Origin of the sequence: Chryseobacterium aquifrigidense, from assembly GCF_006716485.1 — a bacterium.
In the GTDB taxonomy this organism is placed as follows: Bacteria; Bacteroidota; Bacteroidia; order Flavobacteriales; family Weeksellaceae; genus Chryseobacterium; species Chryseobacterium vietnamense.
In genome coordinates this window covers 403116-426485 of the sequence record NZ_VFPD01000002.1, presented here as the reverse complement: position 1 = coordinate 426485, position 23370 = coordinate 403116, and the positions used below count along the sequence as shown (strand labels likewise).

The 23370-nt window shown below is 37.3% G+C and carries 20 protein-coding genes; 12 read left to right on the top strand and 8 right to left on the bottom strand.

Features of this window, described 5'->3' with window-relative positions; all coding sequences use genetic code 11:
- Positions 1 to 467 precede the first annotated feature (467 nt).
- From FB551_RS17020 to FB551_RS17010, 3 genes are all read left to right on the top strand, one after another.
- Positions 468 to 2009, top strand: coding sequence for a glycine--tRNA ligase (locus FB551_RS17020; protein ID WP_047427089.1), 1542 nt, complete (start codon positions 468 to 470; stop codon positions 2007 to 2009).
- 105 nt (positions 2010 to 2114) lie between these two features.
- The gene (locus FB551_RS17015; protein ID WP_142018347.1) at positions 2115 to 2957 is read left to right on the top strand and encodes a hypothetical protein; all 843 of its coding nucleotides are present in this window, start codon (positions 2115 to 2117) and stop codon (positions 2955 to 2957) included.
- A 107-nt stretch (positions 2958 to 3064) separates the two neighbouring features.
- Positions 3065 to 4594, top strand: coding sequence for a hypothetical protein (locus FB551_RS17010; RefSeq protein ID WP_047427084.1), 1530 nt, complete (start codon positions 3065 to 3067; stop codon positions 4592 to 4594).
- 128 nt (positions 4595 to 4722) lie between these two features.
- Here the strand turns inward: FB551_RS17010 and FB551_RS17005 are convergent, their stop codons facing one another.
- Positions 4723 to 6006, bottom strand: a complete 1284-nt coding sequence (locus FB551_RS17005; RefSeq protein ID WP_226798721.1) for a M48 family metalloprotease — start codon at positions 6004 to 6006, stop codon at positions 4723 to 4725.
- Between the two features lie 140 nt (positions 6007 to 6146).
- Here FB551_RS17005 and FB551_RS17000 point away from each other — a divergent pair, with 140 nt between their 5' ends.
- Genes FB551_RS17000 through FB551_RS16990 form a run of 3 tightly spaced genes read left to right on the top strand, consistent with a single transcriptional unit; the run spans position 6147 to position 9469 of the window.
- Positions 6147 to 7280 carry a serine hydrolase domain-containing protein gene (locus FB551_RS17000; protein WP_142018346.1) on the top strand — a complete coding sequence of 378 codons (1134 nt, stop codon included), beginning with the start codon at positions 6147 to 6149 and terminating at the stop codon, positions 7278 to 7280.
- A gap of 5 nt (positions 7281 to 7285) precedes the next feature.
- The gene (locus FB551_RS16995) at positions 7286 to 7897 is read left to right on the top strand and encodes a YdeI/OmpD-associated family protein (protein WP_142018345.1); all 612 of its coding nucleotides are present in this window, start codon (positions 7286 to 7288) and stop codon (positions 7895 to 7897) included.
- A 12-nt stretch (positions 7898 to 7909) separates the two neighbouring features.
- Entirely contained in the window at positions 7910 to 9469 is a 1560-nt protein-coding gene (locus tag FB551_RS16990) for an AraC family transcriptional regulator (RefSeq protein ID WP_142018344.1), read from the top strand.
- Here the strand turns inward: FB551_RS16990 and FB551_RS16985 are convergent, their stop codons facing one another.
- The 6 genes from FB551_RS16985 to dinB all read right to left on the bottom strand — a co-directional run bounded on the left by FB551_RS16985 (position 9470) and on the right by dinB (position 16879).
- Positions 9470 to 10381, bottom strand: a complete 912-nt coding sequence (locus tag FB551_RS16985) for a hypothetical protein (RefSeq protein ID WP_142018343.1) — start codon at positions 10379 to 10381, stop codon at positions 9470 to 9472. It lies immediately after the preceding gene.
- 10 nt (positions 10382 to 10391) lie between these two features.
- A complete protein-coding gene (locus FB551_RS16980) occupies positions 10392 to 11204 on the bottom strand; it encodes a hypothetical protein (RefSeq protein WP_142018342.1) in 813 nt (270 codons plus the stop codon).
- A 9-nt stretch (positions 11205 to 11213) separates the two neighbouring features.
- A complete protein-coding gene (locus FB551_RS16975) occupies positions 11214 to 12074 on the bottom strand; it encodes a complement C1q domain-containing protein (RefSeq protein WP_142018341.1) in 861 nt (286 codons plus the stop codon).
- Positions 12075 to 12299: 225 nt separating this feature from the next.
- Positions 12300 to 12575 (bottom strand): hypothetical protein, encoded by a 276-nt coding sequence (locus tag FB551_RS16970; RefSeq protein ID WP_142018340.1) that lies wholly within the window; start codon positions 12573 to 12575, stop codon positions 12300 to 12302.
- 82 nt (positions 12576 to 12657) lie between these two features.
- Entirely contained in the window at positions 12658 to 15714 is a 3057-nt protein-coding gene (locus FB551_RS16965; RefSeq protein WP_142018339.1) for a DNA polymerase III subunit alpha, read from the bottom strand.
- Between the two features lie 16 nt (positions 15715 to 15730).
- A complete protein-coding gene (gene dinB, locus FB551_RS16960) occupies positions 15731 to 16879 on the bottom strand; it encodes a DNA polymerase IV (protein WP_142018338.1) in 1149 nt (382 codons plus the stop codon).
- Between the two features lie 61 nt (positions 16880 to 16940).
- On the opposite strand from dinB, the gene FB551_RS16955 reads away from it, so the two are divergent.
- Positions 16941 to 17732, top strand: a complete 792-nt coding sequence (locus FB551_RS16955; protein WP_142018337.1) for a LexA family transcriptional regulator — start codon at positions 16941 to 16943, stop codon at positions 17730 to 17732.
- 33 nt (positions 17733 to 17765) lie between these two features.
- On the opposite strand, the gene FB551_RS16950 is transcribed toward FB551_RS16955, so the two are convergent.
- Entirely contained in the window at positions 17766 to 19349 is a 1584-nt protein-coding gene (locus FB551_RS16950; RefSeq protein WP_142018336.1) for a Na+/H+ antiporter, read from the bottom strand.
- A 226-nt stretch (positions 19350 to 19575) separates the two neighbouring features.
- On the opposite strand from FB551_RS16950, the gene FB551_RS16945 reads away from it, so the two are divergent.
- The 5 genes from FB551_RS16945 (at position 19576) to FB551_RS23545 (ending at position 23339) form a co-directional block, all read left to right on the top strand.
- Complete coding sequence (locus tag FB551_RS16945) at positions 19576 to 20076, top strand: M15 family metallopeptidase (RefSeq protein ID WP_142018335.1); 501 nt, start codon at positions 19576 to 19578, stop codon at positions 20074 to 20076.
- 190 nt (positions 20077 to 20266) lie between these two features.
- Positions 20267 to 21304, top strand: coding sequence for a patatin-like phospholipase family protein (locus FB551_RS16940; protein ID WP_047427045.1), 1038 nt, complete (start codon positions 20267 to 20269; stop codon positions 21302 to 21304).
- A gap of 235 nt (positions 21305 to 21539) precedes the next feature.
- Positions 21540 to 21710 (top strand): hypothetical protein, encoded by a 171-nt coding sequence (locus FB551_RS23355; RefSeq protein ID WP_167497887.1) that lies wholly within the window; start codon positions 21540 to 21542, stop codon positions 21708 to 21710.
- Positions 21711 to 21936: 226 nt separating this feature from the next.
- Positions 21937 to 22695, top strand: a complete 759-nt coding sequence (locus tag FB551_RS23440; protein ID WP_142018334.1) for a leucine-rich repeat domain-containing protein — start codon at positions 21937 to 21939, stop codon at positions 22693 to 22695.
- An 11-nt stretch (positions 22696 to 22706) separates the two neighbouring features.
- Positions 22707 to 23339 carry a leucine-rich repeat domain-containing protein gene (locus tag FB551_RS23545; RefSeq protein ID WP_226798720.1) on the top strand — a complete coding sequence of 211 codons (633 nt, stop codon included), beginning with the start codon at positions 22707 to 22709 and terminating at the stop codon, positions 23337 to 23339.
- Positions 23340 to 23370: the final 31 nt, after the last annotated feature.

Genomic DNA, 23370 nt, shown 5'->3' with positions numbered 1-23370 from the left:
ATCTTTTTACTTTTTTTACTTTGTTTTAAAAATTAATTTTTTCCTTTCTATTTCTCCTTTTTTTTGGTTTTTTTTTTTTTTTTTTTGGGGGGGGGGGCCGCAAACCCCCCCGCCACCCCAGAAAAAGCGAGCAGCGAAAGCAGGTTCCCGGCTCCTTATTCATTTAACTTTAAATAAATTGTTTATCTTAGTACAAGGTTCTACCATAATTAAAAAAAATGACAGATTATTTTGGTTTTTTTGTAAAATTGATTGTGATCTCTGTTATTATAACAGTTGCTACCGTTGTCCTGATACGGTCAAAACAATACAAAATAATAAGAATATTATTGTTTGTTATTGCCGGTATTTTATTTATCATTGGTGCGGGAGGATGCCTCTTAATGACAATCTCTAATGTAGGATCTTACAGGTATTAATATTTTCCCAATAAAAAACATTATTTTTGCACATCAGACATAAAAATTATGGCAAAGCAAGAAGATGTTTTCAAGAAAGTGATTTCTCACGCTAAAGAATATGGTTTTATTTTCCCATCGAGTGAGATCTATGATGGTTTATCCGCTGTTTATGATTATGGACAGAATGGTGCCGAACTAAAAAATAATATCAAACAATACTGGTGGAAAGCTATGGTACAGCTTAACGAAAATATTGTAGGTATTGATTCGGCAATTTTGATGCACCCAACCACATGGAAGGCATCCGGCCACGTAGACGCTTTCAACGATCCATTGATTGATAATAAAGATTCTAAGAAACGTTTCAGAGCAGATGTTCTGGTAGAAGATTACTGTGCTAAAATTGAAGATAAAGAGAATAAGGAAATCGAAAAAGCAGCGAAAAGATTCGGTGAGGCTTTCGATAAGGATCAGTTTGTAGCTACGAATCCAAAAATTATTGAATACAGAGCAAAAAGAGAGGCTATTCTTTCAAGACTGGCAAAATCTCTGGAAAACGAAGACCTTGCTGATGTAAAAGCTTTGATTGAAGAGCTTGAAATTGCAGATCCTGATACAGGTTCTAAAAACTGGACAGAAGTGAGACAGTTCAACCTGATGTTCGGAACCAAACTTGGTGCTTCTGCTGACAGTGCGATGGATCTTTACTTAAGACCGGAAACGGCTCAGGGTATCTTTGTGAACTTCCTGAATGTGCAGAAAACATCACGTCACAGGCTTCCTTTCGGTATTGCACAGATTGGTAAGGCGTTCAGAAATGAGATTGTGGCAAGACAGTTTATCTTCAGAATGCGTGAATTCGAACAGATGGAAATGCAGTTTTTCGTAGCTCCGGGAACAGAACTTGAATTCTACGAGCAGTGGAAGCAGAAACGTCTGAACTGGCACTTAGCTTTAGGTCTTGGAAATGATAACTACAGATTCCACGATCACGAAAAATTAGCTCACTATGCCAATGCGGCAGCTGATATTGAGTTTAACTTCCCATTCGGGTTTAAAGAACTGGAAGGTATTCACTCAAGAACGGATTTCGACTTAAAAGCTCACGAGAAACATTCCGGTAGAAAGCTTCAGTTCTTCGATCCTGAGAGAAACGAAAACTATGTTCCTTATGTAGTGGAGACTTCAGTAGGTTTAGACAGATTATTCCTTTCCATTTTCTCTCATTGTCTGAAAGACGAAGTATTGGAAGATGGTTCAGAAAGAACGGTTTTATCTTTACCTCCGGCATTGGCACCTATTAAAGCAGCTATTCTTCCATTGATGAAGAGAGATGGTTTAGCAGAATATGCAGAAGAGATCTTCAATGATCTGAAATATGATTTCAACCTGTTCTACGAGGAAAAAGATGCTATCGGAAAACGTTACAGAAGACAGGATGCCATTGGTACTCCATACTGTATCACTGTAGATCACGACTCTTTAGTTGATCACACCGTAACCATCAGAGACAGAGACACGATGCAGCAGGAAAGAGTTCCTGTTTCAGAGTTGAGAAAAATCATTGATGAGAAAACAAACTTCAGAAATTTACTTTCTAAAATATAGTTAAAGAGCCCTGTTTTTCAGGGCTTTTTTATTTTTCAAACATTCCGGATCAACATGCCGCAAAAATCGTTATTTTTAGCGGATAAAAACTAAACGAATAAAACCATGAAAAAACTGATGCTTTCATCACTGGCTCTGGCAGTGCTCTCAGGCTGTGTGTCTAATGATAATCCGGCTGATCACAGAGACAACAGCAATAATTCCCATAACAATAATAACGGTCCTTTTCATCTCCTGAAAAAAGCAACTGACGTTAATCCAGGCGGTCAGTCCTATGTAGTGGAGTTTAAGTATAACGGAGATCAGATTATAGAAACTTACAATGCTTCAGATGATGACAGAGTAGTTTATACCTATAGCGGATACAATAGCGATTATATTGCTAAAACTGAAGAGTTTATTGGTGGCGCCCTTGTACTCAGGAGAGAATTCACCTATTCCAATGGGAGGCTTTCAACAGAAAAAATAACCGATCAGGAACAGGGAACGCTTATCTATACCAAATATTATCAGTATATCAGTGATACCCATGTTCAGTTTAATGAGTATAAAAGCGGAACTTATAACCCTTCAACAGGAACGTATTCAGATCTTGTATTTGCACAGGTGGATGTTAATTTAACCAATGCCGGAAATGTGGCTTCTGCCAAATATACCTATAACGGAGTTACTTATAATATCACCAATACTTATGATACCTTCAACAATCCTATGAAAAATATAAGAGGTTTTGTTAAGATTAATTTATTTGATGTGAGTGACGGGCAAACAGGTTATAATAATCTCTTGAATCAAACAGAGAGCTATTCCGGTTCATCCAATGGAACCAACAAAATTACTGCTGTGTATACACTTAACGGCGACAACTATCCTACGAAAGCTGTTACTACATATGATATTTCAGGTAATGGAACGAGTACCCATAACTGGCTTTACGAGTATTATTAATAATAATTTTACATTTTAGGTGATAAGCTTTGGAAATATTTCCAAAGCTTTTTTATTTTTCGCAACATATGGGTTAATTTATTACTTTTATCCCTCAAATTTTAACCATGAAAAAAATAACACTGATGATGTTTGGCCTGATCCAGACATTTGCTTTTTCTCAAACTCAGGACCTGACAACTCTCGCTGCCGGCGACCATGTAGGGATGAATGCTCTATTCGATGATAAAGACAATCTGTACGGTTACGTTTCTCTATATTCTTACGGTAAGTCCAGTGATAAGACCAAGAAGTTCGAGTATGTTATACTGGATAAAAACCTCAATCCTGTTGCCAATAAAGAGTTTGAAGGAGATATCACGGCTGCCTCTTATTTAGGCTATGTTGATTTTAAAGGTCAGATTATTCTAAAGCCTTCCATGATGGATTATTCTCTTGTAAAAAGCAAAGAAATATTTACTCCGGTTTCTATGGTCATCGATCCGAAAACCAACTCTATTACCCGAAAAATATATTATGATTACCTGGAAAACGGTACTTTCAAAGAGATCAACGAACCGAAAAGCTGGAAAGAACAGCGCAAGGAAAACCGTGATGAGAAAAAAGAGAAAGGCTACAACTACGTTTCTGCGGTAGGAGAATTAAAAGAAGGCGGTTATTTTGCTGTTGAATACAAAGATTTCGGAAAGTACGAAAATAACAACAGCCTGATGAGGTTTGACGAAAACAAAAAGGAAATCTGGAGGTATAAATACAATACTGATGGAAGCAAAAAAATGTACACTACTCTATCGGTTCTGGAAAGGGATGAAAACTATATGTACTGCATTCTGAAAAAAGTGAATGACAAGCAGAAAACATTCAGTGTTATGGTTCTTGACATGAAAACGGGAAAAGAGAAATCCAATAAACCAATCACCGGATTATCTGATGAGACGATAGACAATATTGAATCCTTTTACTCCAACTACAGAAAGCTTGATAATGATAAAACTTTTGATGATAAAGTAGTTCTGTTGGGTAGAAACTATGATGATTCCGAATCTGTAGGATTTGCAAGAATGATCCTCAACAAATCTGATTTTTCAGTAGATATGAAGGCGATCAATTATGAGCCTAATATTTCTGCTTTTCTTCCAAAAGTCGACAAATATGGAATGGTAGAAAGCGGTTACATGCTTCAGACCAAAGATATGTACTTTATGAACGATGGAAGTGTGGGTATTTTATCCGAAAAATATAAACCGGCAGGGCAATATAATGCTCCGAAGACCACGGACCTTGTGTATATCTACACGGATAAAGATTTTAAAGTGAAAAATGTTCAGGTTTTTGAAAAGGAAAAATCAAAATGGGTAAACAGTGACTATTTGTTCTCACAGTACCTCAACGGAGGAAAAGACGTCGTGTTTTTCTATCGCGATTATCAAAAAGATGAAGTAACCAAACAGAAAAGATGGAATCTGTTTATCAACACCATTATTGATGGAAAATTCAAACAGGAGATTATTCCGATTTCTGAAAAAGACAATTATGCAGTAACACCATATGTAGGAAAAGAAGGCTATATCCTGCTTCGGGAATATAACGAAAAAGAAAAATTCAATAAGATCCGTCTGGAAAAATTAAATTATTAATACAAAAAGAACCCTGACTAAACATCAGGGTTCTTTTTGTATGTTTAGGCTAAAGCCAGCGGAATTCTTATTATTTCAAAAACGGGCTAAAGCCCGTCTCTATTGATATTTAATCATTGATAATAAAATCAGTTTGCTTTTGCTATGGTCTCATTCGCCTGATAATAGTCTGCAATATTCTTTATTTCATCCAGACTTAGGTTCCACATAAAGTTCAGAAACTGCTGGTAACTTTCACTTTGATTTTTGGGTTCTATACGATCCAGATACCGGTTCAGATTATAATTTTTTCTTGCCTCGTATATTTTGGAGAAACATCTTCCCAGCCAGTTTTTATAATATTTTTCTTCCTCTTCATCCTGCAAAAACTGCATGGCTGTATAGATGCCCAACCCATAATCTTCTGAATGGAAATAATTGGGCAAAATCTCCATCCTCGCTGTTTTCCTTAATGTTAAAAACAGATCTGAGGGTTTTTCCGGACTGACAGGAGTTTTAAGCTCTGCAAAAGTCTTTTTAAGCACTTCTATTCTTCTGGAAACTTCAGGATGAGAAGCAAGAGAATCTTTGTTCAGCTTTTCTTTATAGAAATTATAATTGTACAGGGAGAAATCTTCCTTTTTCATCCATTTTTCATTGAAGGTCTGCCTGGGAAGGTTAAAAAGTTTTTTATAGGTTTCAACCTTTAATTCCCTCGGAGAGATGGTATCAAAATCCTCTAATCTCTGAAGAGCATTCACGAATTCTGCTTTCTTGAAATCACTGTTTTTAAAGATGACATACCCCAAAGAATCCGCCTGCATTTCGCTTTGCCTTCTTTCTACTCCTTTTTTGTAGACCGTATTTTTAAAAATATCGAAAGCCTTTTGATTCTGGCTCTGGCTTCGGCTTGTCGTTGTAGACTTTATGTTCTCAACTACCGCTTTATCCTGTTTGTCCTGTTCGATAATTTTTAAAAAAGTTTTCAGTGAATGTTCCTCTATTTTATGTCCCAGCTCATGGGAAATCACCGCAGCAATCTGTTCCTCATTATTCAGCCAGCTGTAAAGCCCCATGTTGATGACAAAAGTTCCGTCAGCAAGACAATAGGCATTAGGAGTATTGTCTTTTGCAATCAGGATTTTCAGATCCTGAGGGATTTTAGAATTATTCTTTTTAAGACGTTGAATCATAGACTGTATACTGGTTTCAAATTCAGATTTAAAAATAAAATCCTTATTCTTCACCTGCTTTTCAAAATCAGTTCCGAATTCTTTATAAATTTTGGATAATTCTGAGCCTGTTTTTCCGGAATATTGGGACTTTAATCTCTTTACAGTCGCTTCATTATTTCCTTCAAAACTCTTTAAAAATGCTTTTCTCTGTATATAATCTGTGGTATCTATCGATTTATAAATCTGGGCTAATCCCATGAAAATAGGAAGTATACCAATACAAAAAGTTTTCTGGTCATAGTTTTCATCAATAAGAACAAAAATAACTTATTTGCTGATTCATTTTAAATTTTATAGCCAAATTATTCTAAATTTGTTAAAGACCCATTTATGAAAAAATGAGAATACTAAAGTATATGGTTGGTGGAGCTGTTGCAGGTGCAGCGGCAGCTTATTTTTTTGGATATGATTATTTATTTAGTGGTATTTCCAAAACCTACCTTAAAGGAAAGTCAAGTGCATACATTGACGACGGGAATCTTTTTCCCAGCAATCCTATTGCGGCAGAAGAGCCCAGACTCTGGGAAGAGGATGCGGAGTATAACAAAAAAGACTTACCTAAAGATTTAGTTGACAACTTGAAACACTCCAGAACAGCAGCGTTGGTGGTGATAAGGAACGGAAAAATTCTTCATGAACAATACTGGGATGGCTACAACCAGCTCTCACAAACCAATTCTTTTTCTATGGCAAAAGCAGTGACAGTGATGCTTTTGGGTAAAGCGCTGGAAGAAGGGATTATTCCAACTATTGATGAAAAGTTCTCAGACATTTATCCTGAATTTAAAAATAAGCCTTTCGGAAACCAGGTAACCCTTAAAAATCTGGCTCAAATGGAAGCCGGATTAGATTGGAATGAAGATTACAACAATCCTTTTCTTCCCAATGCTAAAGCCTATTATGGAAAAAGCCTTGTAAAAGCTGTTTTTTCAAGGAAATTCAAGGAAGAACCAGGAGTTAAATTCGAGTACCAAAGCGGCTCAACCCAACTTCTTGGTTTTGCACTTAGAAAAGCACTGGATAAACCATTAGCAAGTTATTTATCAGAAAAATTCTGGACGCCTCTGGGAATGGAACAGAATGCCAAATGGAGTACGGACGATCATGGTATGGAAAAGACCTACTGCTGTATTCATTCCAATGCAAGAGATTTTGCCAAGCTGGGACAGTTATTTCTGGATGACGGAAAAGCGGGAGGCCAGCAGATCCTCAATGCAGACTTCGTTGAGCAGATGAGAACTCCCACAGAAAAGTCAGAAAACATTTATGGAATGGGGCTTTGGATCAATCATGACAACCCTATCAAACATTATTATTTTCTGGGATTGCAGGGACAGTATATCATTATGGTTCCGGAGCATAATATGGTTATCGTAAAAACCGGAAGTTATTCCAACAACCCTAAAAATGACAGAGGAAGACCTGATCAGGTAAAATTCCTTGTCAATGAAATCGTACAATTATTCCAATAAATACAATGGAGAAATATAGTTCTAAAATTGATGCATATATTGAAAAATCACAGGATTTTGCAAAGCCTATTCTGCATTACATCCGTGAAACCGTTCATGAATTCTGTCCTGATGCCGAAGAAACCATGAAGTGGAGCTTTCCCCATTTTATCTATAAGGGGAAAAATCTTTGTGCTATGGCTTCTTTCAAACAGCATTGTACTTTTGGTTTCTGGCTGGAAAAGGAAATGAAAACCATGCAGGAGATCACTCAGAATATTGAGAAAAACTCTATGTTCAGTTTGGGAAAAATTGAGCAGGTTGCGGATCTTCCCTCCAAACCTCAGCTGAAAAAAGCGATTAAAGAAGCCATGGAGCTTACAGATATGGGCGTTACTATGAAAAAAGCACCTCCATCCAAGATTGAAATGGAAATTCCTGATTATTTCCAGCGCGCTTTAGAGGCTCACCCAAAAGCAAAGGAAATTTTTGAAAAGGCTTCCCCATCTTTCAGAAAAGAGTATATTGCATGGGTTACAGAGGCCAAAACAGAAGCTACCAGAGATAAAAGATTGGAACAGTCTTTGGAATGGATAGCTGAAGGGAAAGGCCGCAATTGGAAGTACCAGAAAAAATAAAAAACACACACAATGAAGAAAAAAATTATTCTCTTTTTCTTCCTTATTATTTCAATTTTTACATTCGCTCAGGCATTTGATTTTGAGGGACAATATAAGTATGCCCGTACACTCTCATCCAAAAATCCGGACAGTTCAGAAATTGTTCTGAATAAGATGATAGATTCTGCCCGGAAAAAGAATCTCCCTGAATTTCTGGCAAAGGCTTATTATTTAAAGTCTTTCAACAGCTATTTAAGATCGGATGCTGAGAAAAGTCTTGATTTTGCAGATAAAGCCCTTAAAATTGCTACGCAAAACAATTACAGCATCGGAAAAGCACTGGCCTACAGAATGCAGGGAACTCAGTATGCAAAGCTTGGCCTGCTTAAAGAGTCTTCTACAAGTCTCCGAAATGCACTCGCCGAAGTAAAAAATAATAATACCGAGGAAGGACATGAGCTGAAAGGAATGATCTTTAATTCTTTTTTGATCCTTCTTAATAAGGAACAGTATAAAGAGAAAGCATATTATTCTACAAGTGCAATTCAGGAATTTCAGAAGCTTAAAAATATAACCAGGCGAAATGAACTGCTGATTTCCGCTTATACCAATATGGGGTATAATTTATCTGAGGTAAAAAAATTCAAAGAGGCTAAACCTTATTTTGTAAAAGCCCTATCGCTGGTGGGAGAAAACAATTACTATCTTAGAGCAAACATTCTTAATGATATAGGATTTTCTTTTTCAAAACAGAATAAACCGGACAGTGCGGTGCTTTATTATCAGAAATCACTGGCTATTGTAGATCAATATGGATTCAATGAAAAAAAGATTGAGGTTACCAAGAATCTTGAAGAAGCTTACGCCCAAATTCACGATGTCTCCAATACCGAGAAATATAAAATTGAAAATCTAAAATTAAAAGACAGTATTGCTTACAACAAAGCAATGGCCGTCAACAAAACTCTTTCTAAAAAAGAGGAAAGTTTTCATCAACAGCTTAATGAAAGTCACTCTATTTCAAAAGGACTTATTATTGCATGTCTTGCTTTGATGGTTATTTTGGGAGCTGTCGTTTTCAATACCATCCGTCTCCGTAAAAAACATAAAGAAGCTGTTGCAAGAATCTACAGAGAAGGGATTTCTCCTGTTATTTATGAAGAAGATCCGCAGGAAGTTTCTGAGGATATTCAGGCAAAAAATACCTCTACTCCAACAGAAATAAAAATCTCGCCGGAAGTAGAGGAAAACATATTACAGGGATTAAAAATATTTGAAGAAAACCTTGAGTTTAACAACAAAAATATTTCTCGATACAATCTTGCCAATACGTTGAATATCAATACAAAATATCTGTCAACGGTTATTAAAAAACATAAGAAATTCAATTTCAACCAGTACATTAATCATCTGAGGATCAATTATATTGTTAACCAGTTAAGAAATGAGCCTCAATACAGAAAGTACAAGATCAATCACCTTGCAGAAATTACGGGATATTCCTCCCACAGTGCTTTTTCTCTTGAGTTCAAAAAGATTACAGGACTTCACCCGTCTGCTTTTATTAAAACCCTTGATGAAATCTCCTGATTACTGTTCGGCTATGGTAAGATTATTATAACCTCCTGTATTGTTGAGTGAAAAATTCGCGAGGTTTGAATTATTTAAATTAAACCAGATATAAGGCATCAGCCTCTGCCCTGCCGTCATGTAGAATGAAGCGGTGCAGTTGCTTCCTGCATCAATAGTTCCAACACTGTTTGAGGACATGGTATTGGCACATTTCACCGTATTGACAATATTGGTAACAGCCAGTCCTGTTGTATTATCATAAAGCTGCCATATGGCCTCTATCTGAATAGGGTTTAAAGGATCTGTTGTATAATTAATAGCCAGCGGCGCGAGGTCTGTAGTGAAAGTAGCTACATAAATTCCATTTCTGGGTGCTGTAAAGATACCTGTTGCAGCATTGAAACTTGTCCCTGAATTACTTTCAAAAGTTTTACTCCAGTCTACAAGATAATTGCTCGCCCTGTTCTGTAAACCAGCGGTTATAGTGGGAGCAGCAGGAGTTGCCAGCTTTACATTATTGGTCGTTTTGGCTGCAATAACGATTACTTTATTACTGGCAGGCTGTGCTGTAAGCAAAGGAAGCCATTCATTTCCATTGGAATATTCTACGCCGCTGTTGTATCGAACGGCTCCCTCATCGGCTGCCACTGCCGTCAATGCAGATGTTCCAAAACCAATCGCTCCGTTTCCGGAATTTCTGGCATCTACTTTTACGGCCGGGGTTAAAGTTCCTACTCCTATTTTCCCTGCATTATTAACAAGAATATCATTGCTCTGCTGGGCTGTAGTAAATACAGAACCGGAAGAAGGATTATCTTTTTGTCCGTCAATATGCAAAATGCCCTGCGGATTTGGGGTATTGATTCCAATTTGTGAAAATGCACACTGGAAGCTTAACGTCATTAAAATCAGTAAACAATTCTTTTTCATCATGTATGTTTTATAATCCGAAAATACTTAAAGAAGTAAGCGTAGAATCGGTATCCAGTGTTTTTGAACTTCCCAGTTTCTGATTCAGGCTTACGGTGATATTATCTCCCTGGTTCAGGTTGAAAATCCCTGAGCAGTTTCCTGCGACACGGTTTCCAATCGTATTGGTTCCGGGGTAACTTCCTACACATTTGAAAACTTTACCGGTTGCGGAAGAGGCAGAGTTGGTCTGAATCAGCGTTTCATATCTAGAATCATCTGCAATACTTCCGGAAGCCAGTGAAAAGGTAAAAGATACGATATACACTCCTGTTTTTGAAGCCGTAAAAGTACCTGTACCAGCATTGAAGCTGCTGTTCACATCTGTTTTTTTTGTCCAGCCCGTAACGGCAGTTTGTACTCCATTGCTGAAACTTTGTATGGAAGCATTTTCTGCATCCACAAAATCATTGGGAGCTTTATGAGCCAGTGCTATCCAGGCTGTTCCGTTGGAATAGCTCAGATCCTGAGTTCCTGCATTATACCTCATCGCACCAGCTTTTGCTGCAGAAGCAGATTGTGAAGTTCCTCCGATTCCAATGGCATTCAGGCGTTCTCCAGATCTCAGATCCAGTCTTGTTTTAGGAGATTTTTTTCCTACTCCTACATTTCCGGAAGAAGTAATGACTACATCATCATAATAACTGGAAGGTATTGAAATATTTGTATTTTTCTGTCCGTCAATGTGTACCGTTCCTTCCGGAGAAGACATATTGATTCCTATCTGAGCCTTCATCCCTATGCTGCTGCAAATGACCAGGGCCAGTCCTAATTTTTTTATCATATCAATGTGTTATTGTTCTAAAATAGAAAGATTTACAAAGCCATACTCATTGCTTGCAGAAGAAGTATCGGTTCTCAGACTCAGGTTGCCATTATAGACAGACTGATAGATATAGGGCTGAAGTATGTCTCCTTTATTGAGCTGAACTCCTGCAACGCAAGATCCTGCCACCTGTGCCTGTTTTGAGATATTGGAGTAAGATTTCACACATTTTTTTACCGTAGTGCTTCCATTCACAACATATCTTGCTTCTGAAAAATAGCCTGAAACGATAGGAATTCTTACAAAGTCATAGGTAAAAGAAACGAGGTATACTCCTGTTCTTGGAGCGGTAAAAACACCTGTTCCGGGAGTAAAGTTTCCTGTGGGGTCGGAAACCTCTGTCCATCCTGCAATACCTGTAGCAGTCTGATAGGGAATTTTAACGGCAAAGTTTGCAGCCTGAAGATTGGCTACCACTACCGCTTTGGTTGGGGAAGAAATAAGATCCTGCCATACAGTACCATCGGAATACTGCATCTTTCCTCCATTCAGCGGATTATAACGCACAGCACCTCCTCCTGCAGCTGCGGCTGTCTGACTGGTTTCTCCTATTCCAATGGCGTTATCAGTATTGGTGGCTGAGCGTGTATCGATTCTGGTGGCCGGAGTTAAAGTTCCGATTCCTATTTCTCCGGCAGAGGTGATGGCAACATCATTGCCCATTTGGGTCGAGGATGGAGCTCCGGATGAGGGATTATCTTTTGCCCCATCCACATGGAAAATGGTTTGAGGGTTTGAAGTATTAATACCTACTTGAGCTTTTAAGTGGCTTATAGTAAAGCACAAGGGAACCAGGATTCCCTTCATCAAAATACTGAGATTTTTCATTTAATTTGTGGTTTTAAAACGTGTACATTTCCTGGCCAAAGATAAATGTAAAAGGACATCCCATACAATAGCCCCGTTTACGCCACAAACACATAAAACACTGACAACGTGTAAAATAAATCATTATTTTACATTATCAAAATACGGAATTTTACTATTTTACAATAACATTGAACCCTATTTTGTAAGAAATTTTTTAAAGAATTTATGTTTTGAAGGAAAAGATTATTTCAGAAAAGATTGAATGTCATTAATAAGTTCATCATATGATCTATTATCTTCCGATCTCAATATTGCTCCTGTCTCAAGTTCCTCAATAATGACATCATAGCCATTGGTTTTAAAATAGCTGTATGCTGAAATATAAATGAGAATATTCCCCTTCTTCAGTCCTAAAGCTGTAGTATCTGCATCCCAGTAATCTACAAATTCATATCCGGAAAAGTCTTCCAGCGCAAATTTGTGTACTAAATTATTGATCTCAGGTATTTTATTTTCCATTCAATAAGAAATAATGAGGGAAAAATAAACAGAATTTTTGAATTAAAATATCGTCAATGATTTAAAGTTAATATAAAAGATACTATTTAACTATTCTATGTCTTGGCAGCCCAATCTCATGTGCCTGTGGATAAGGTTTTCGAAAAGTCATACTCACATCTTCTTTAATCTGTCTGTGGATATCATATTGTTTTTCTTTATCATAAGCGTATCTGGGGTCTGGGATCATTGGCATTTTGGCCATCTTATGAATCGTTATGGTTGGAAAATGAAAATCTACTTCTACTGTTCCCAGTAATAAATAGCAGCCGCCCCCCTGAAAATCATAATTTTTCAGGCTATCCGGAAAATGGGCAGTATCAAAGTAATCTCCATTTGCATCGATCCAGGTTCCGAAATACATCGTTCCTTTTTTGGTTGGAACATGCTTCCTTGAGATAAGATAGGCGAGCATTTTTACCTGTTTTTTATGACACTGCAGCAAATCTTTTACAAAAACAGATCCTCTGTATTGAGTTTGCAATAAATCAAAAGGGGTACATGAAACCGGAAAACCAATCAGTTCGATTTCGTCGAAAGCATCTTCAAACTGTTCTCTTTTTAACTGCGGAAGTTTAAACTCCTGAACAGGTTCTTCAATCAACATCAACCCTCTTTGTTCAGGTTTAAAATTCACTAATAATATCCGGGCTTCCACCAATAGCTCATTTTTAGGTTTTCCTGTAAATCTGAATGCACCAATAAAGATCAGAATCTGTACCGTTTCAATACCAATGGGAATCCGTCTGATAAAATCTTCCAGTGATTTGTATGCTCCATTTCTTTCGCGTTCTTCAACAATACCATGTGCGACTCTTGTTTCGAGCCCTTCCAAAAGCATCAACCCCAGGTAAATATCTGTTCCTTGAAGCGTTGTCTGATATTCACTGGTATTCACACAAGGAGTCTGAACATTTCCTCCGGACATTTTTGCTTCATGAATATATACTTCAGTACGATAAAATCCACCTTGATTGTTAATCACAGAAACCATAAACTCCAGCGGATAATACACTTTCAGATAAAGACTTTGGTAACTTTCCACGGCATAAGAAGCGGAGTGAGCTTTGCAGAAAGAATATCCGGCAAAAGATTCAATTTGTCTATAGGCTTCGGCAGTAAGCATTTCCGAATGACCTTTTTCTCTACATTTCTCAAAAAAATTAGCTTTTACCTCCTGAAGCTTTTTGATTGATCTTCCTTTTCCACTCATTGCCCTACGTAAAATATCACCGTCTGCAAGAGACAGCCCTCCAAAATACTGGGCAATCTTCAGTACATCTTCCTGATAGACCATAATGCCATAAGTTTCCTTTAAGTGCTCTTCAAATATGGGATGAAAATATTCAAACTGCTCAGGATGATTATGTCTGAATATATACTCCCGCATCATACCACTTTGTGCTACTCCAGGTCTGATGATCGAAGAAGCGGCAACCAATATTCTGTAATTATCACATTTTAATCTTCTTAAGAGTCCTCTCATGGCCGGAGATTCAATATAGAAGCATCCGATAGTTCTTCCTATCGCTAAATATTCGTTAGCTTTCTGTTCATCTTTGGAAATCGTTGTATCCGAGATATTAATATCAATTCCCCTTGTTTTTTTTACAAGGTCTACAGTGTCTTTGATAGTACCCAGCCCACGTTGTGAGAGAATATCCAGTTTTTCCATTTTTATATCTTCTGCCACATTCATATCAAACTGGGCAATCGGAAAACCTTTGGGTGGCATTTCTAATGCTGTATAATGGGTAATGGGCTCTTCCGAAATCAGGATTCCACAGGCGTGCATGCTTCTTTGGTTAGGAAACTTTTCCAATAACTTACCGTATTTCTGCACCTGTTTCACTACTGAATTCCGGTCATGAACTTCCATTGATTTACCTGCCAGATCATCCAACTCTTCCTTGGGCAAACCAAATACCTTTCCTACTTCCCTGAAAATTGATTTGTATTTGAATTCAACATTAGTTCCGCAAAAAGCGACATGGTTTTTCCCATATCTGTTGAAGATGTACTCCAATATAACATCTCTGTTCTGCCAGCTCCAGTCGATATCAAAATCCGGTGGTACCTGGCGGTTAAGATTGAGGAACCGTTCAAAATAAAGATCAAGCTCCAGAGGGCAAATATCTGTAATTCCCAGACAATAACTGACAATAGAATTGGCCCCACTTCCCCTTCCAACATGCATAAACCCCATGCTGTTGCTGTAACGGATAATATCCCAGGTGATCAGAAAATGGGCGCAGAAATTCAGTTCATCAATAACTTTCAGCTCTTTTTCAACTCTTTCTTTTGCTGTCTCATGATCTTTTCCGTAACGTTTTTCCAATCCTAAATAGGCTAATCTTCTGAGAAGTTTTACATCAGTCTCTTTGGATTTTTTATAGTATTGCTTATTCTTTACTTTTTCAAAATCAAATTCAAAGTTACATTGTTCGAGGATACTTCTCGTATTTTCAATAATCCGGGGATATCTTTCAAATGCCTTTATAATCTCCTGTTCGGAAATAAAATACTCAGATCTGCGGCAAACTTCTCTTTTGGTCAGCTTAGACAGTAGTGTATTATTGTCAACAGCCCGCAGAATTTTATGCAATTCGTATTCTTCATCAGAACTAAACGTAACAGGATGAAAAATGACCATTTTAGCAATATGTTTTTCATACTCGGGACGTATCAGAAAATTCAATTCTTCTGTTCTTACTCCTATAAATTCATTGTCTTTCAATTCCGGAGGAATATTACTCATGGGATAAACAATAAATACTTCTTTGAATTCAGGGGCAGCTTCAGCCAATTCTTTACCATCACAATTATGATCTGTAATGATTTTGTTGATCTCACCGATTCCTGAGAACTTTCTGGCTATACCTACATAAAGAAGTTTTCCCTCTTTTCTTACCTCAACACCGGGAATAGGTTTTATTCCCAGGTCTTTACAAACTTTTTTAAAATCATAAATTCCGGTCACTGTATTGATATCAGTAAGCACCAGCTCTTTGATTCCTAAAGCTTTGGCCTGTACTGCCAATTCTTGTATGGATAATGTTCCATAACGAAGGCTGTGGAAAGAATGACAATTAATAAACATGTTGAAAGATTTAAAATTATTTTCCGAAGTCAAAACCGGAGGCGCGCCCTACCGCATCAGACCCGAAACGGTTTTTGATATAATCCATTGTTTGATATAAACTCATTTGTTCCTCGGTGTCTTCAAATAGATTCATCTGATGGTTTCCGTGTACTAATCCTGTAAATCTCAGCCCTACCAAACGAAGCCTCATTCTTCTTGTATAGGCTTTATTAAAAAGGTCCAATGCCACTCTGGATAAAGTATGATCAGCAGAGGTATAAGACACTTTACACTGCTTGGTCTCGGTATCGAAATTGGCATATCTTATTTTAATAACGACTGTTGACGTCAGCCATTTTTCCTGTCTCAATTGATAGGCCAGCTGCTCCGCCATTCCTGATATCAGGCGTTTCAACTCCATAATATCCATGGTATCATTGGTAAAAGTTCTTTCGGTGGAGATAGACTTTCTTTCGGAATAAGGAACAACAGGATTTTCATCAATTCCATTGGCCTTTTTCCAAAGTTCTTTTCCGTTAACTCCAATCATTTGCTGCAGAACAAGTACCGGCATTTCAGATAAGGTATGAATGGTCCGGATTCCAATCCTTGATAATAACTGAAAGGTCTTGTCACCCACCATTGGAATTTTTTTGATGGATAAAGGATTTAAAAATGGCTGTACTTCCAGTTCTTTAATTTCCAGTCTTCCAACAGGTTTGGCTTCCCCGGTTCCAATTTTTGAAACGGTTTTATTGGTTGACAGCGCAAAACTGATCGGAAGTCCTGTTTCTTTGGTTATCACCTCAGCAATTTCTTTGGTCCATTGGTAGCAGCCAAAAAATTTATCCATTCCTGATAAATCCAGATAAAATTCATCAATACTTGCTTTCTCCATCAGCGGAACTTTCTCCTGAATAATTTCGGTTACAGTATGTGATAAATTGGAATACAATTCATGATCTCCTTTAATAACCTTTGCATCAGGACAAAGTCTCAGCGCCATACGAATTGGCATTGCAGAGCGAACCCCAAACTTTCTGGCTTCATAGGAACAAGAGGCTACTACTCCACGGTCTCCCCCTCCTATGATGAGAGGAATACCCTGAAGCTGCGAGTTATTACGCCTCTCGCAGGATACAAAGAATGTATCAAGGTCCATATGTACAATTGCCCGGTTCATGCTACAAATTTAGTTACGTTTTTAAACAAAATTCGTATTTTTGTTGTTACAATTTGTAACAATGTCAATTTTTTCAGATAACATACGCTTTTTAAGAGGCAAGAAAGAAAAAACTCAACAAGAGTTAGCGAATACTTTGAAACTTACCCGTTCCAGATACGTATCTTATGAAGATGGCAGATCCGAGCCACCTATCGAAATACTAATCAAAATTTCCAAGTTTTTCAATCTCAGTATTGATCTTCTTGTGTCTGTTGATATCCGAAAGTATCCGTTGGAAGATATTTTAAAACTTCCTGACAATCGAATTGTTTTACCCGTTGTTGTAGATCAATTGGGAAACAACAGTATTGAGATCGTTCCGCAGAAAGCATCAATGGGATATTTATCAGGTTATAGTGACCCGGAATACATTGAAAGCCTGCAAAGAATCACACTTCCGTTTTTAACCAATGGAAAATACCGCGCTTTTCCGGCTCAGGGAGACTCAATGCCTCCTTTTAAAGATGGTTCCTATATTATCGGAAAATATGTTGAAAATATTGATGATTTGAAACCGAATAAAAGTTATGTTTTTGTAACATTAAATGATGGTATTTCTTATAAAAGATTTACTTCCAAAAATAAGAAATCAATAACTGTTGCTGCTGATAATTCATTTTATCAACCTTATGATATTCCTTTAGGGGAAATTGTAGAAATATGGCAATATGCCTCCGGTATATTTCCGGAGGATTTTGAAGCAGTTAGCTTTGAAAATTATGATGTGAAAGATATGTTTTCTGAACTAAAAAATAATATTAAAGAATTGGAAAACAAGGTTTTCAATCTGAAAATAAAACAAGGTAGTTAATTTTATTTTCAAAAACATTCATCGTGATAAAGACTAAATCATCCTCAGCCGTTCTTCCTCAAGGTCGAGCTGATAAAGCTGATGACGGATAATTTCTTCATTAACGGAAATATCTTTATTCAATTCTGAAAGAAACTGTCTCTGGCTTTCCAGCATTTCAAAAAAGATATCTTTGGTCTTTTCATTCATCCATTCAGTATCATTGGCTTCTATTTTTTCTTCCCAATGTTTCAGCATTCTTTCTAATCCGGCATGACCATTCAGTTCGTTTTCATGCTTATTTTTAAGAAAATGATAAACATGTTGTTTGAGCTTGTGTTTTATTTCTTCTCTGGATTTTCTGTCTTTCTCATCCTCTGTAAAATCATCAAATACATGTCCATATTTTATCAGATATGGCAATGTAAGCCCTTGGACAAGCAACGTAAGCAGAATTACAACAAAAGTAATAAACAGGATCAGGTTTCTGTTGGGAAAAGGAAGCCCGTTTTCAAGAGTAATAGGAATTGCAAGTGCTGCGGCTAATGAAACAACACCTCTCATACCTGTCCATCCAAGCACCAAAGGCATCATCCAACGCCTTTTTGTGGAAGAAGCACGGGGAGCCACACCTGGACGAAAGATCAAAGTGGCCAGCATTGCGGCATAAGAGCTTATGATTCTGGCAGCAATCAAAATACCCGTCACTAATATCCCATATTGAATAGCCGTTCCCAAAGGAATTCCTTCCCATCTCAATCCGCCGACAATTTCAGGAAGTTCGAGCCCGATAATTAAGAACACAATACCATTGAGGATAAAAACAAAGCTTTCCCATACACTATAACCTCTGATACGGCTGGTACTGTTTAGAAATATCATTCGCTTCCCAGACATATACAACCCACCACAAACTACAGCTAAAACTCCGGAACAGTGAAACTGTTCTGCGACCCAATACATCAGATACGGTTCAATAAGTGTCAATGCGATATCCGAAGAGGCATCTGTAGGAAGTCTTTTGTGAGCCTGCACAAAAATCCATGCCAGTAATAAGCCCATTCCAACGCCTCCTATTACCATCCATAGAAAGTTTAATGAAGCTTCCTGCCATACAAATTGTCCGGTTCCTACAGCTATCAGAGCAAAGCGGAATATGATAAGTGAAGAGGCATCATTCAGTAAGCTTTCCCCTTCCAGAATAGCGGATGTAGTAGAGGGTATTTTTACAAATTTCATGATGGCACCCGTACTTACAGCATCAGGCGGAGATACAATTCCTCCCAGCAGAAATCCAAGAGCAATTGTGAATCCGGGAATAAAATAATTAGCCGTCACTGCTATTGCCAGTGCCGTAAAAAAGACGACTAAAAAAGCAAAACTTCCAATGATACGCCACCATCGTTTCATTTCTTTAAAGGAAATTGACCATGCGGCCTCAAACAAAAGAGGAGGCAAAAAGATAAAAAAGATAAGATCAGGATTGATTTTTACAACCGGAAGACCTGGTACCAAACTAACAAGGAGTCCGAATACAACGAGTAAAACAGGATAAGCGATTTTTAACTTTGTAGCCCACATATTGAGCAGCACAATAGCCACAATCATGGCCAATAAAAAAGGTAGGATAGTATGCATTTAAATATTGTGTTTTATCCGTCATATTTACTACTTCTATTTGATTTCTAAAAATTTAAAAACAATTTTTTCTTATTTTTTTGATGTACAGATCAATTTACCCACCTCCCAATCTTTTTACTTTATGTTTTTCACCTTGTCTTGAATATTTATAGAATTTTAAATAAAACACGTCAAGTTTCGTCGCATCCGCGCTATACTTTTGTCCTACAAGAAAATAAGAAATATGGACAAAGTAACCTTAGAACGGATTCAGAAACTTCACCCGTTGGTAAGAGATGAAGTGAAGCAAATTATACAGGAATGTGATGAAGCACTTACCGGAAGAGCCAAAGTGCGGATCACTCAGGGATTAAGATCTTTCGAAGAACAGGAAAAACTTTATGCAATCGGAAGAATTACTTCAGGAAAAAAAGTAACCAATGCCAAGGCAGGGCAAAGCATTCACAATTATGGCCTTGCGGTAGACATCTGTCTTATGATTGACGGAAAAACAGCAAGTTGGGATACGGCAAAAGACTGGGACAATGACAACGTTGCAGACTGGTACGAATGTGTAAAAATTTTCGCCCGACACGGCTGGGACTGGGGTGGAAACTGGAAAACATTTAAAGACCTTCCCCACTTCGAAAAAAAGATTATTCCCTCTAAAAAAGGACCTGTAAAAACCAGCTGGAGAACACTTTTGAAAATGCCAAAAGACAAACAGAATTACGTTATTTTTTAGGCTCATTTATTTGAAATTAAATATAATACGACACGTTCTGTCGCTTCCCCAGACTACCTTTGCTTTATAAGAAAACAACGAAAAAAGCAATGAAATCTAAGTATGGAATCTCAACATTTTTTGATTATTCAACGGATTCTGTAGATGTAAGATTGCATGTGTCCTTTTAACAAACCATTAAAAATATCACATGAAAAAGACAACCATTCTTTCTTTGGACGGAGGTGGAATAAGGGGAATCGTAACCTGCATTATTCTGCGTTACATAGAAGAACAGCTCCAGTATTATGATAAGCCTTCCGCCAAGCTGGGAGATTATTTTGATCTGGTTGCCGGCAGCAGTACCGGAGGTCTGATTGCTTCTATTATTCTCTCTCCTGATGAAACCCGAAAAGCAAAATATTCTATTCAGAAAGGATTGGAATTATATGCTGAAAAGGGCGGCGACATCTTCCAGGTTTCCTTTTGGGAAAAACTGGTCAATCCATTCGGATTATTGAATGAAAGAATTTCCCAGGAAGCTCTTGAAAAAAACTTAAATGATTTCTTTGGAAATTTAGAATTAAAAGAATTAATAAAACCATGTTTAATAACAAGTTATGATATAGAAAACAGAAGGGCAAAGCTCTTCAACTCCTGGAAAGCCAACCTCAGCACAGACAATTTCTATGTAAGAGATATCTGCAGAGCCACTTCAGCTGCTCCTACGTATTTTAGTCCTGTTCAGATTAAATCCATGTATGGTCAGATTTTCAGTCTGATTGATGGTGGTATGTTTGCTAATAACCCTGCACTGTGTGCTTATGCAGAGGCAAGAAAGATTCCTTTTGCAGAAGTTTTAAAAAATCATCAGAAAGCTAACCGGCCAACGGTAAACGACATGATAATGGTTTCTATTGGAACAGGGATTGAAGCAAGACCTTATTCTTTTAAAAGACTGGAAAAAGCTGGAAAAATTGGCTGGGTAAGCCCAATCGTTGACATTTTAATGTCTGCCAATGCAGAAACAGTAGATTATCAGCTGGAACAGATGTTTCAGACTCTGGGACTTAGAAATCAAAAAAATTATTACCGTTTGAATCCCTCACTGAAAAATGCTTCTCCCGCCATGGATAATGTAAGAAGATCCAATATCGAGAATCTGATACAAGCCGGATTGAGCTATATTGATGATAACAGAGAAACTTTGAACCAGATTGTTCAAAAACTCATCAAAAATAAAATATAAGCTTTTTACCTTATAATCGTCTTATATAAGCTATTAAGATTATATTTAAAAATTAAAAAATCTTTTTTAAACACGTCAAGTTTTGTCGTTACGCCCCACTACCTTTGGAGTATCAAAAAAGACACAGAACAATAATCCTAAAAACTTTTAAAAGCCTTTGAATTCAACATTTCCCTATGCTGAACAGCCTGAAATATGTTCAAAAAATTATAACCAACACCTTATCACACAAAACATGGAAACACCAGATCACAATACAGATATACTCATCGATGAAGATCTCTATACGATAGAATGGAGCGATATCGAAAATGCTGAGATGGATTATGAAAACTATCTCAATGACATTGAAAACTTCTTCAGAGAAGATTTTGAAAAAGGAATACCTGAAGAAGATATTTTTTAAATAAAAATTAATACACGACAAGTTCTGGCGCTGTTCAAAATTACCTTTGAAATCTCTATAATACACGTACAGCAATCTCATTAAATAATCTCAACACCTTTGAATTCACCATTCACAAAATGCTGAACAGCCAGAACTATGTCTTAAAATATAGTACAACAGTGAGCCTGTTCTATACAAGGGCAGATCACAGCAATCAATTTATTAACCAATCACACAACGTTTTATGAAAACAAAAGAAGAATTAAAACTCTATTTTGAAAATGGAGATATCCCGAAGCAGGAAGACTTTTGGGAATGGCAGGATGCTTACTGGCATAAGGATGAGAAAATCGACATGCGGAAAATCGCAGGTCTGGAGAATGGGACATTCAACATACTCTATGCTGAAATGGATGCTGATAAAAATGCTTCACTGGCCTTCTTTTCAAAAAGAAAAATTGTAATAAAAGAAGGAACACTCACCATTCCCAAAAACTTCACTGCAGGTCTGCTGGTAACTGAGGTAGAACTCCCTGACTCCATAACAAGTATCCAGGAAAACGCATTTAGTAACGGCGGCTTAACTACCATAAAGATTCCTCCAAAGGTAACCGAAATTCCTAGTTGGGCTTTTTACAACAACAAATTGACGTCTTTATTTATTCCAGACAGCGTTATCAATATTGGAATACAGGCATTTACAGCTAATCAACTAACAGAGCTTCGCCTTCCTAAAGGAATAACGATTATCTCACAGGCGGCCTTTTCTGTCAATAAACTGACATCTGTTGAGATTCCCAATGGAGTAACGGAAATTCGATCTGATGCCTTTATCAGTAATCAACTCACCTCAGTGACTATTCCTGACAGTGTCCTCAAGATTGAAAACAATGCTTTCAGAGATAACAAGCTTACAAAAGTAACACTAGGCCCTGAAACGAACTATTTACCTTACTCTTTTGACAGCACAGTGGAAATTGTAGGAGGAAAACTGATCAATTAAACTTTAACCAAATGAAAACAAAAGAAGAATTAAAACTCTATTTCGAGAATGGGGATATTCCAAAACAGGAAGATTTTTGGGAATGGCAGGACTCTTACTGGCATAAGAATGAAAAACCGGATAAGGCGTTTCTAAATTTAACTCCTTACAATGAATTTATTTATTCACCAACAGACAACACAGAAATCACAGGAATGGATTCCATTATGGTTTTCCCGGAAGGCGTAAAAACTATCGGAGGATTTCAATTCATGCTTGCTGCTCAAAACCGTATTTCTAAAATTAAGTTTCCTAAATCTTTAGAAAGAATAAGGTCGAGAGCATTTAATGGCCAAAATTTAAGAGGAACTTTAGCCATTCCGGGGGCGTGTAAAACAGTAGAATCATATGCTTTCGCAACGGGTATTTCTAATGTATCAGAACTGGTCTTGGAAAATGGCATCGAAACCATTGAGGATGGAGCATTTCAGTTATCCGGAAGTCCTATAACATTTTTAGATATTCCCAATTCAGTAAAGTTTGTAGGAAAAAATGCATTTGCCATTTCCTCTCTTCAGACCGTAGCAAAACCGATGGGATTAGATGTCAGCGACGCAGGTATTCCGGCAACAGCACTTATCCTGGACAGGATCATAGAAGAATAATGCACCCCAGCAATCCTTGCTCAAAAGGAGC

Excerpts from the sequence above, each read along its gene's own strand:
- FB551_RS17020 (WP_047427089.1), top strand. The coding sequence starts at position 468 with ATGGCAAAGCAAGAAGATGTTTTCAAGAAAGTGATTTCTCACGCTAAA.
- FB551_RS17015 (WP_142018347.1), top strand. The coding sequence starts at position 2,115 with ATGAAAAAACTGATGCTTTCATCACTGGCTCTGGCAGTGCTCTCAGGC.
- FB551_RS17010 (WP_047427084.1), top strand. The coding sequence starts at position 3,065 with ATGAAAAAAATAACACTGATGATGTTTGGCCTGATCCAGACATTTGCT.
- FB551_RS17005 (WP_226798721.1), bottom strand. The coding sequence starts at position 6,006 with ATGGGATTAGCCCAGATTTATAAATCGATAGATACCACAGATTATATA.
- FB551_RS17000 (WP_142018346.1), top strand. The coding sequence starts at position 6,147 with ATGAGAATACTAAAGTATATGGTTGGTGGAGCTGTTGCAGGTGCAGCG.
- FB551_RS16995 (WP_142018345.1), top strand. The coding sequence starts at position 7,286 with ATGGAGAAATATAGTTCTAAAATTGATGCATATATTGAAAAATCACAG.
- FB551_RS16990 (WP_142018344.1), top strand. The coding sequence starts at position 7,910 with ATGAAGAAAAAAATTATTCTCTTTTTCTTCCTTATTATTTCAATTTTT.
- FB551_RS16985 (WP_142018343.1), bottom strand. The coding sequence starts at position 10,381 with ATGAAAAAGAATTGTTTACTGATTTTAATGACGTTAAGCTTCCAGTGT.
- FB551_RS16980 (WP_142018342.1), bottom strand. The coding sequence starts at position 11,204 with ATGATAAAAAAATTAGGACTGGCCCTGGTCATTTGCAGCAGCATAGGG.
- FB551_RS16975 (WP_142018341.1), bottom strand. The coding sequence starts at position 12,074 with ATGAAAAATCTCAGTATTTTGATGAAGGGAATCCTGGTTCCCTTGTGC.
- FB551_RS16970 (WP_142018340.1), bottom strand. The coding sequence starts at position 12,575 with ATGGAAAATAAAATACCTGAGATCAATAATTTAGTACACAAATTTGCG.
- FB551_RS16965 (WP_142018339.1), bottom strand. The coding sequence starts at position 15,714 with ATGTTTATTAATTGTCATTCTTTCCACAGCCTTCGTTATGGAACATTA.
- dinB (WP_142018338.1), bottom strand. The coding sequence starts at position 16,879 with ATGAACCGGGCAATTGTACATATGGACCTTGATACATTCTTTGTATCC.
- FB551_RS16955 (WP_142018337.1), top strand. The coding sequence starts at position 16,941 with ATGTCAATTTTTTCAGATAACATACGCTTTTTAAGAGGCAAGAAAGAA.
- FB551_RS16950 (WP_142018336.1), bottom strand. The coding sequence starts at position 19,349 with ATGCATACTATCCTACCTTTTTTATTGGCCATGATTGTGGCTATTGTG.
- FB551_RS16945 (WP_142018335.1), top strand. The coding sequence starts at position 19,576 with ATGGACAAAGTAACCTTAGAACGGATTCAGAAACTTCACCCGTTGGTA.
- FB551_RS16940 (WP_047427045.1), top strand. The coding sequence starts at position 20,267 with ATGAAAAAGACAACCATTCTTTCTTTGGACGGAGGTGGAATAAGGGGA.
- FB551_RS23355 (WP_167497887.1), top strand. The coding sequence starts at position 21,540 with ATGGAAACACCAGATCACAATACAGATATACTCATCGATGAAGATCTC.
- FB551_RS23440 (WP_142018334.1), top strand. The coding sequence starts at position 21,937 with ATGAAAACAAAAGAAGAATTAAAACTCTATTTTGAAAATGGAGATATC.
- FB551_RS23545 (WP_226798720.1), top strand. The coding sequence starts at position 22,707 with ATGAAAACAAAAGAAGAATTAAAACTCTATTTCGAGAATGGGGATATT.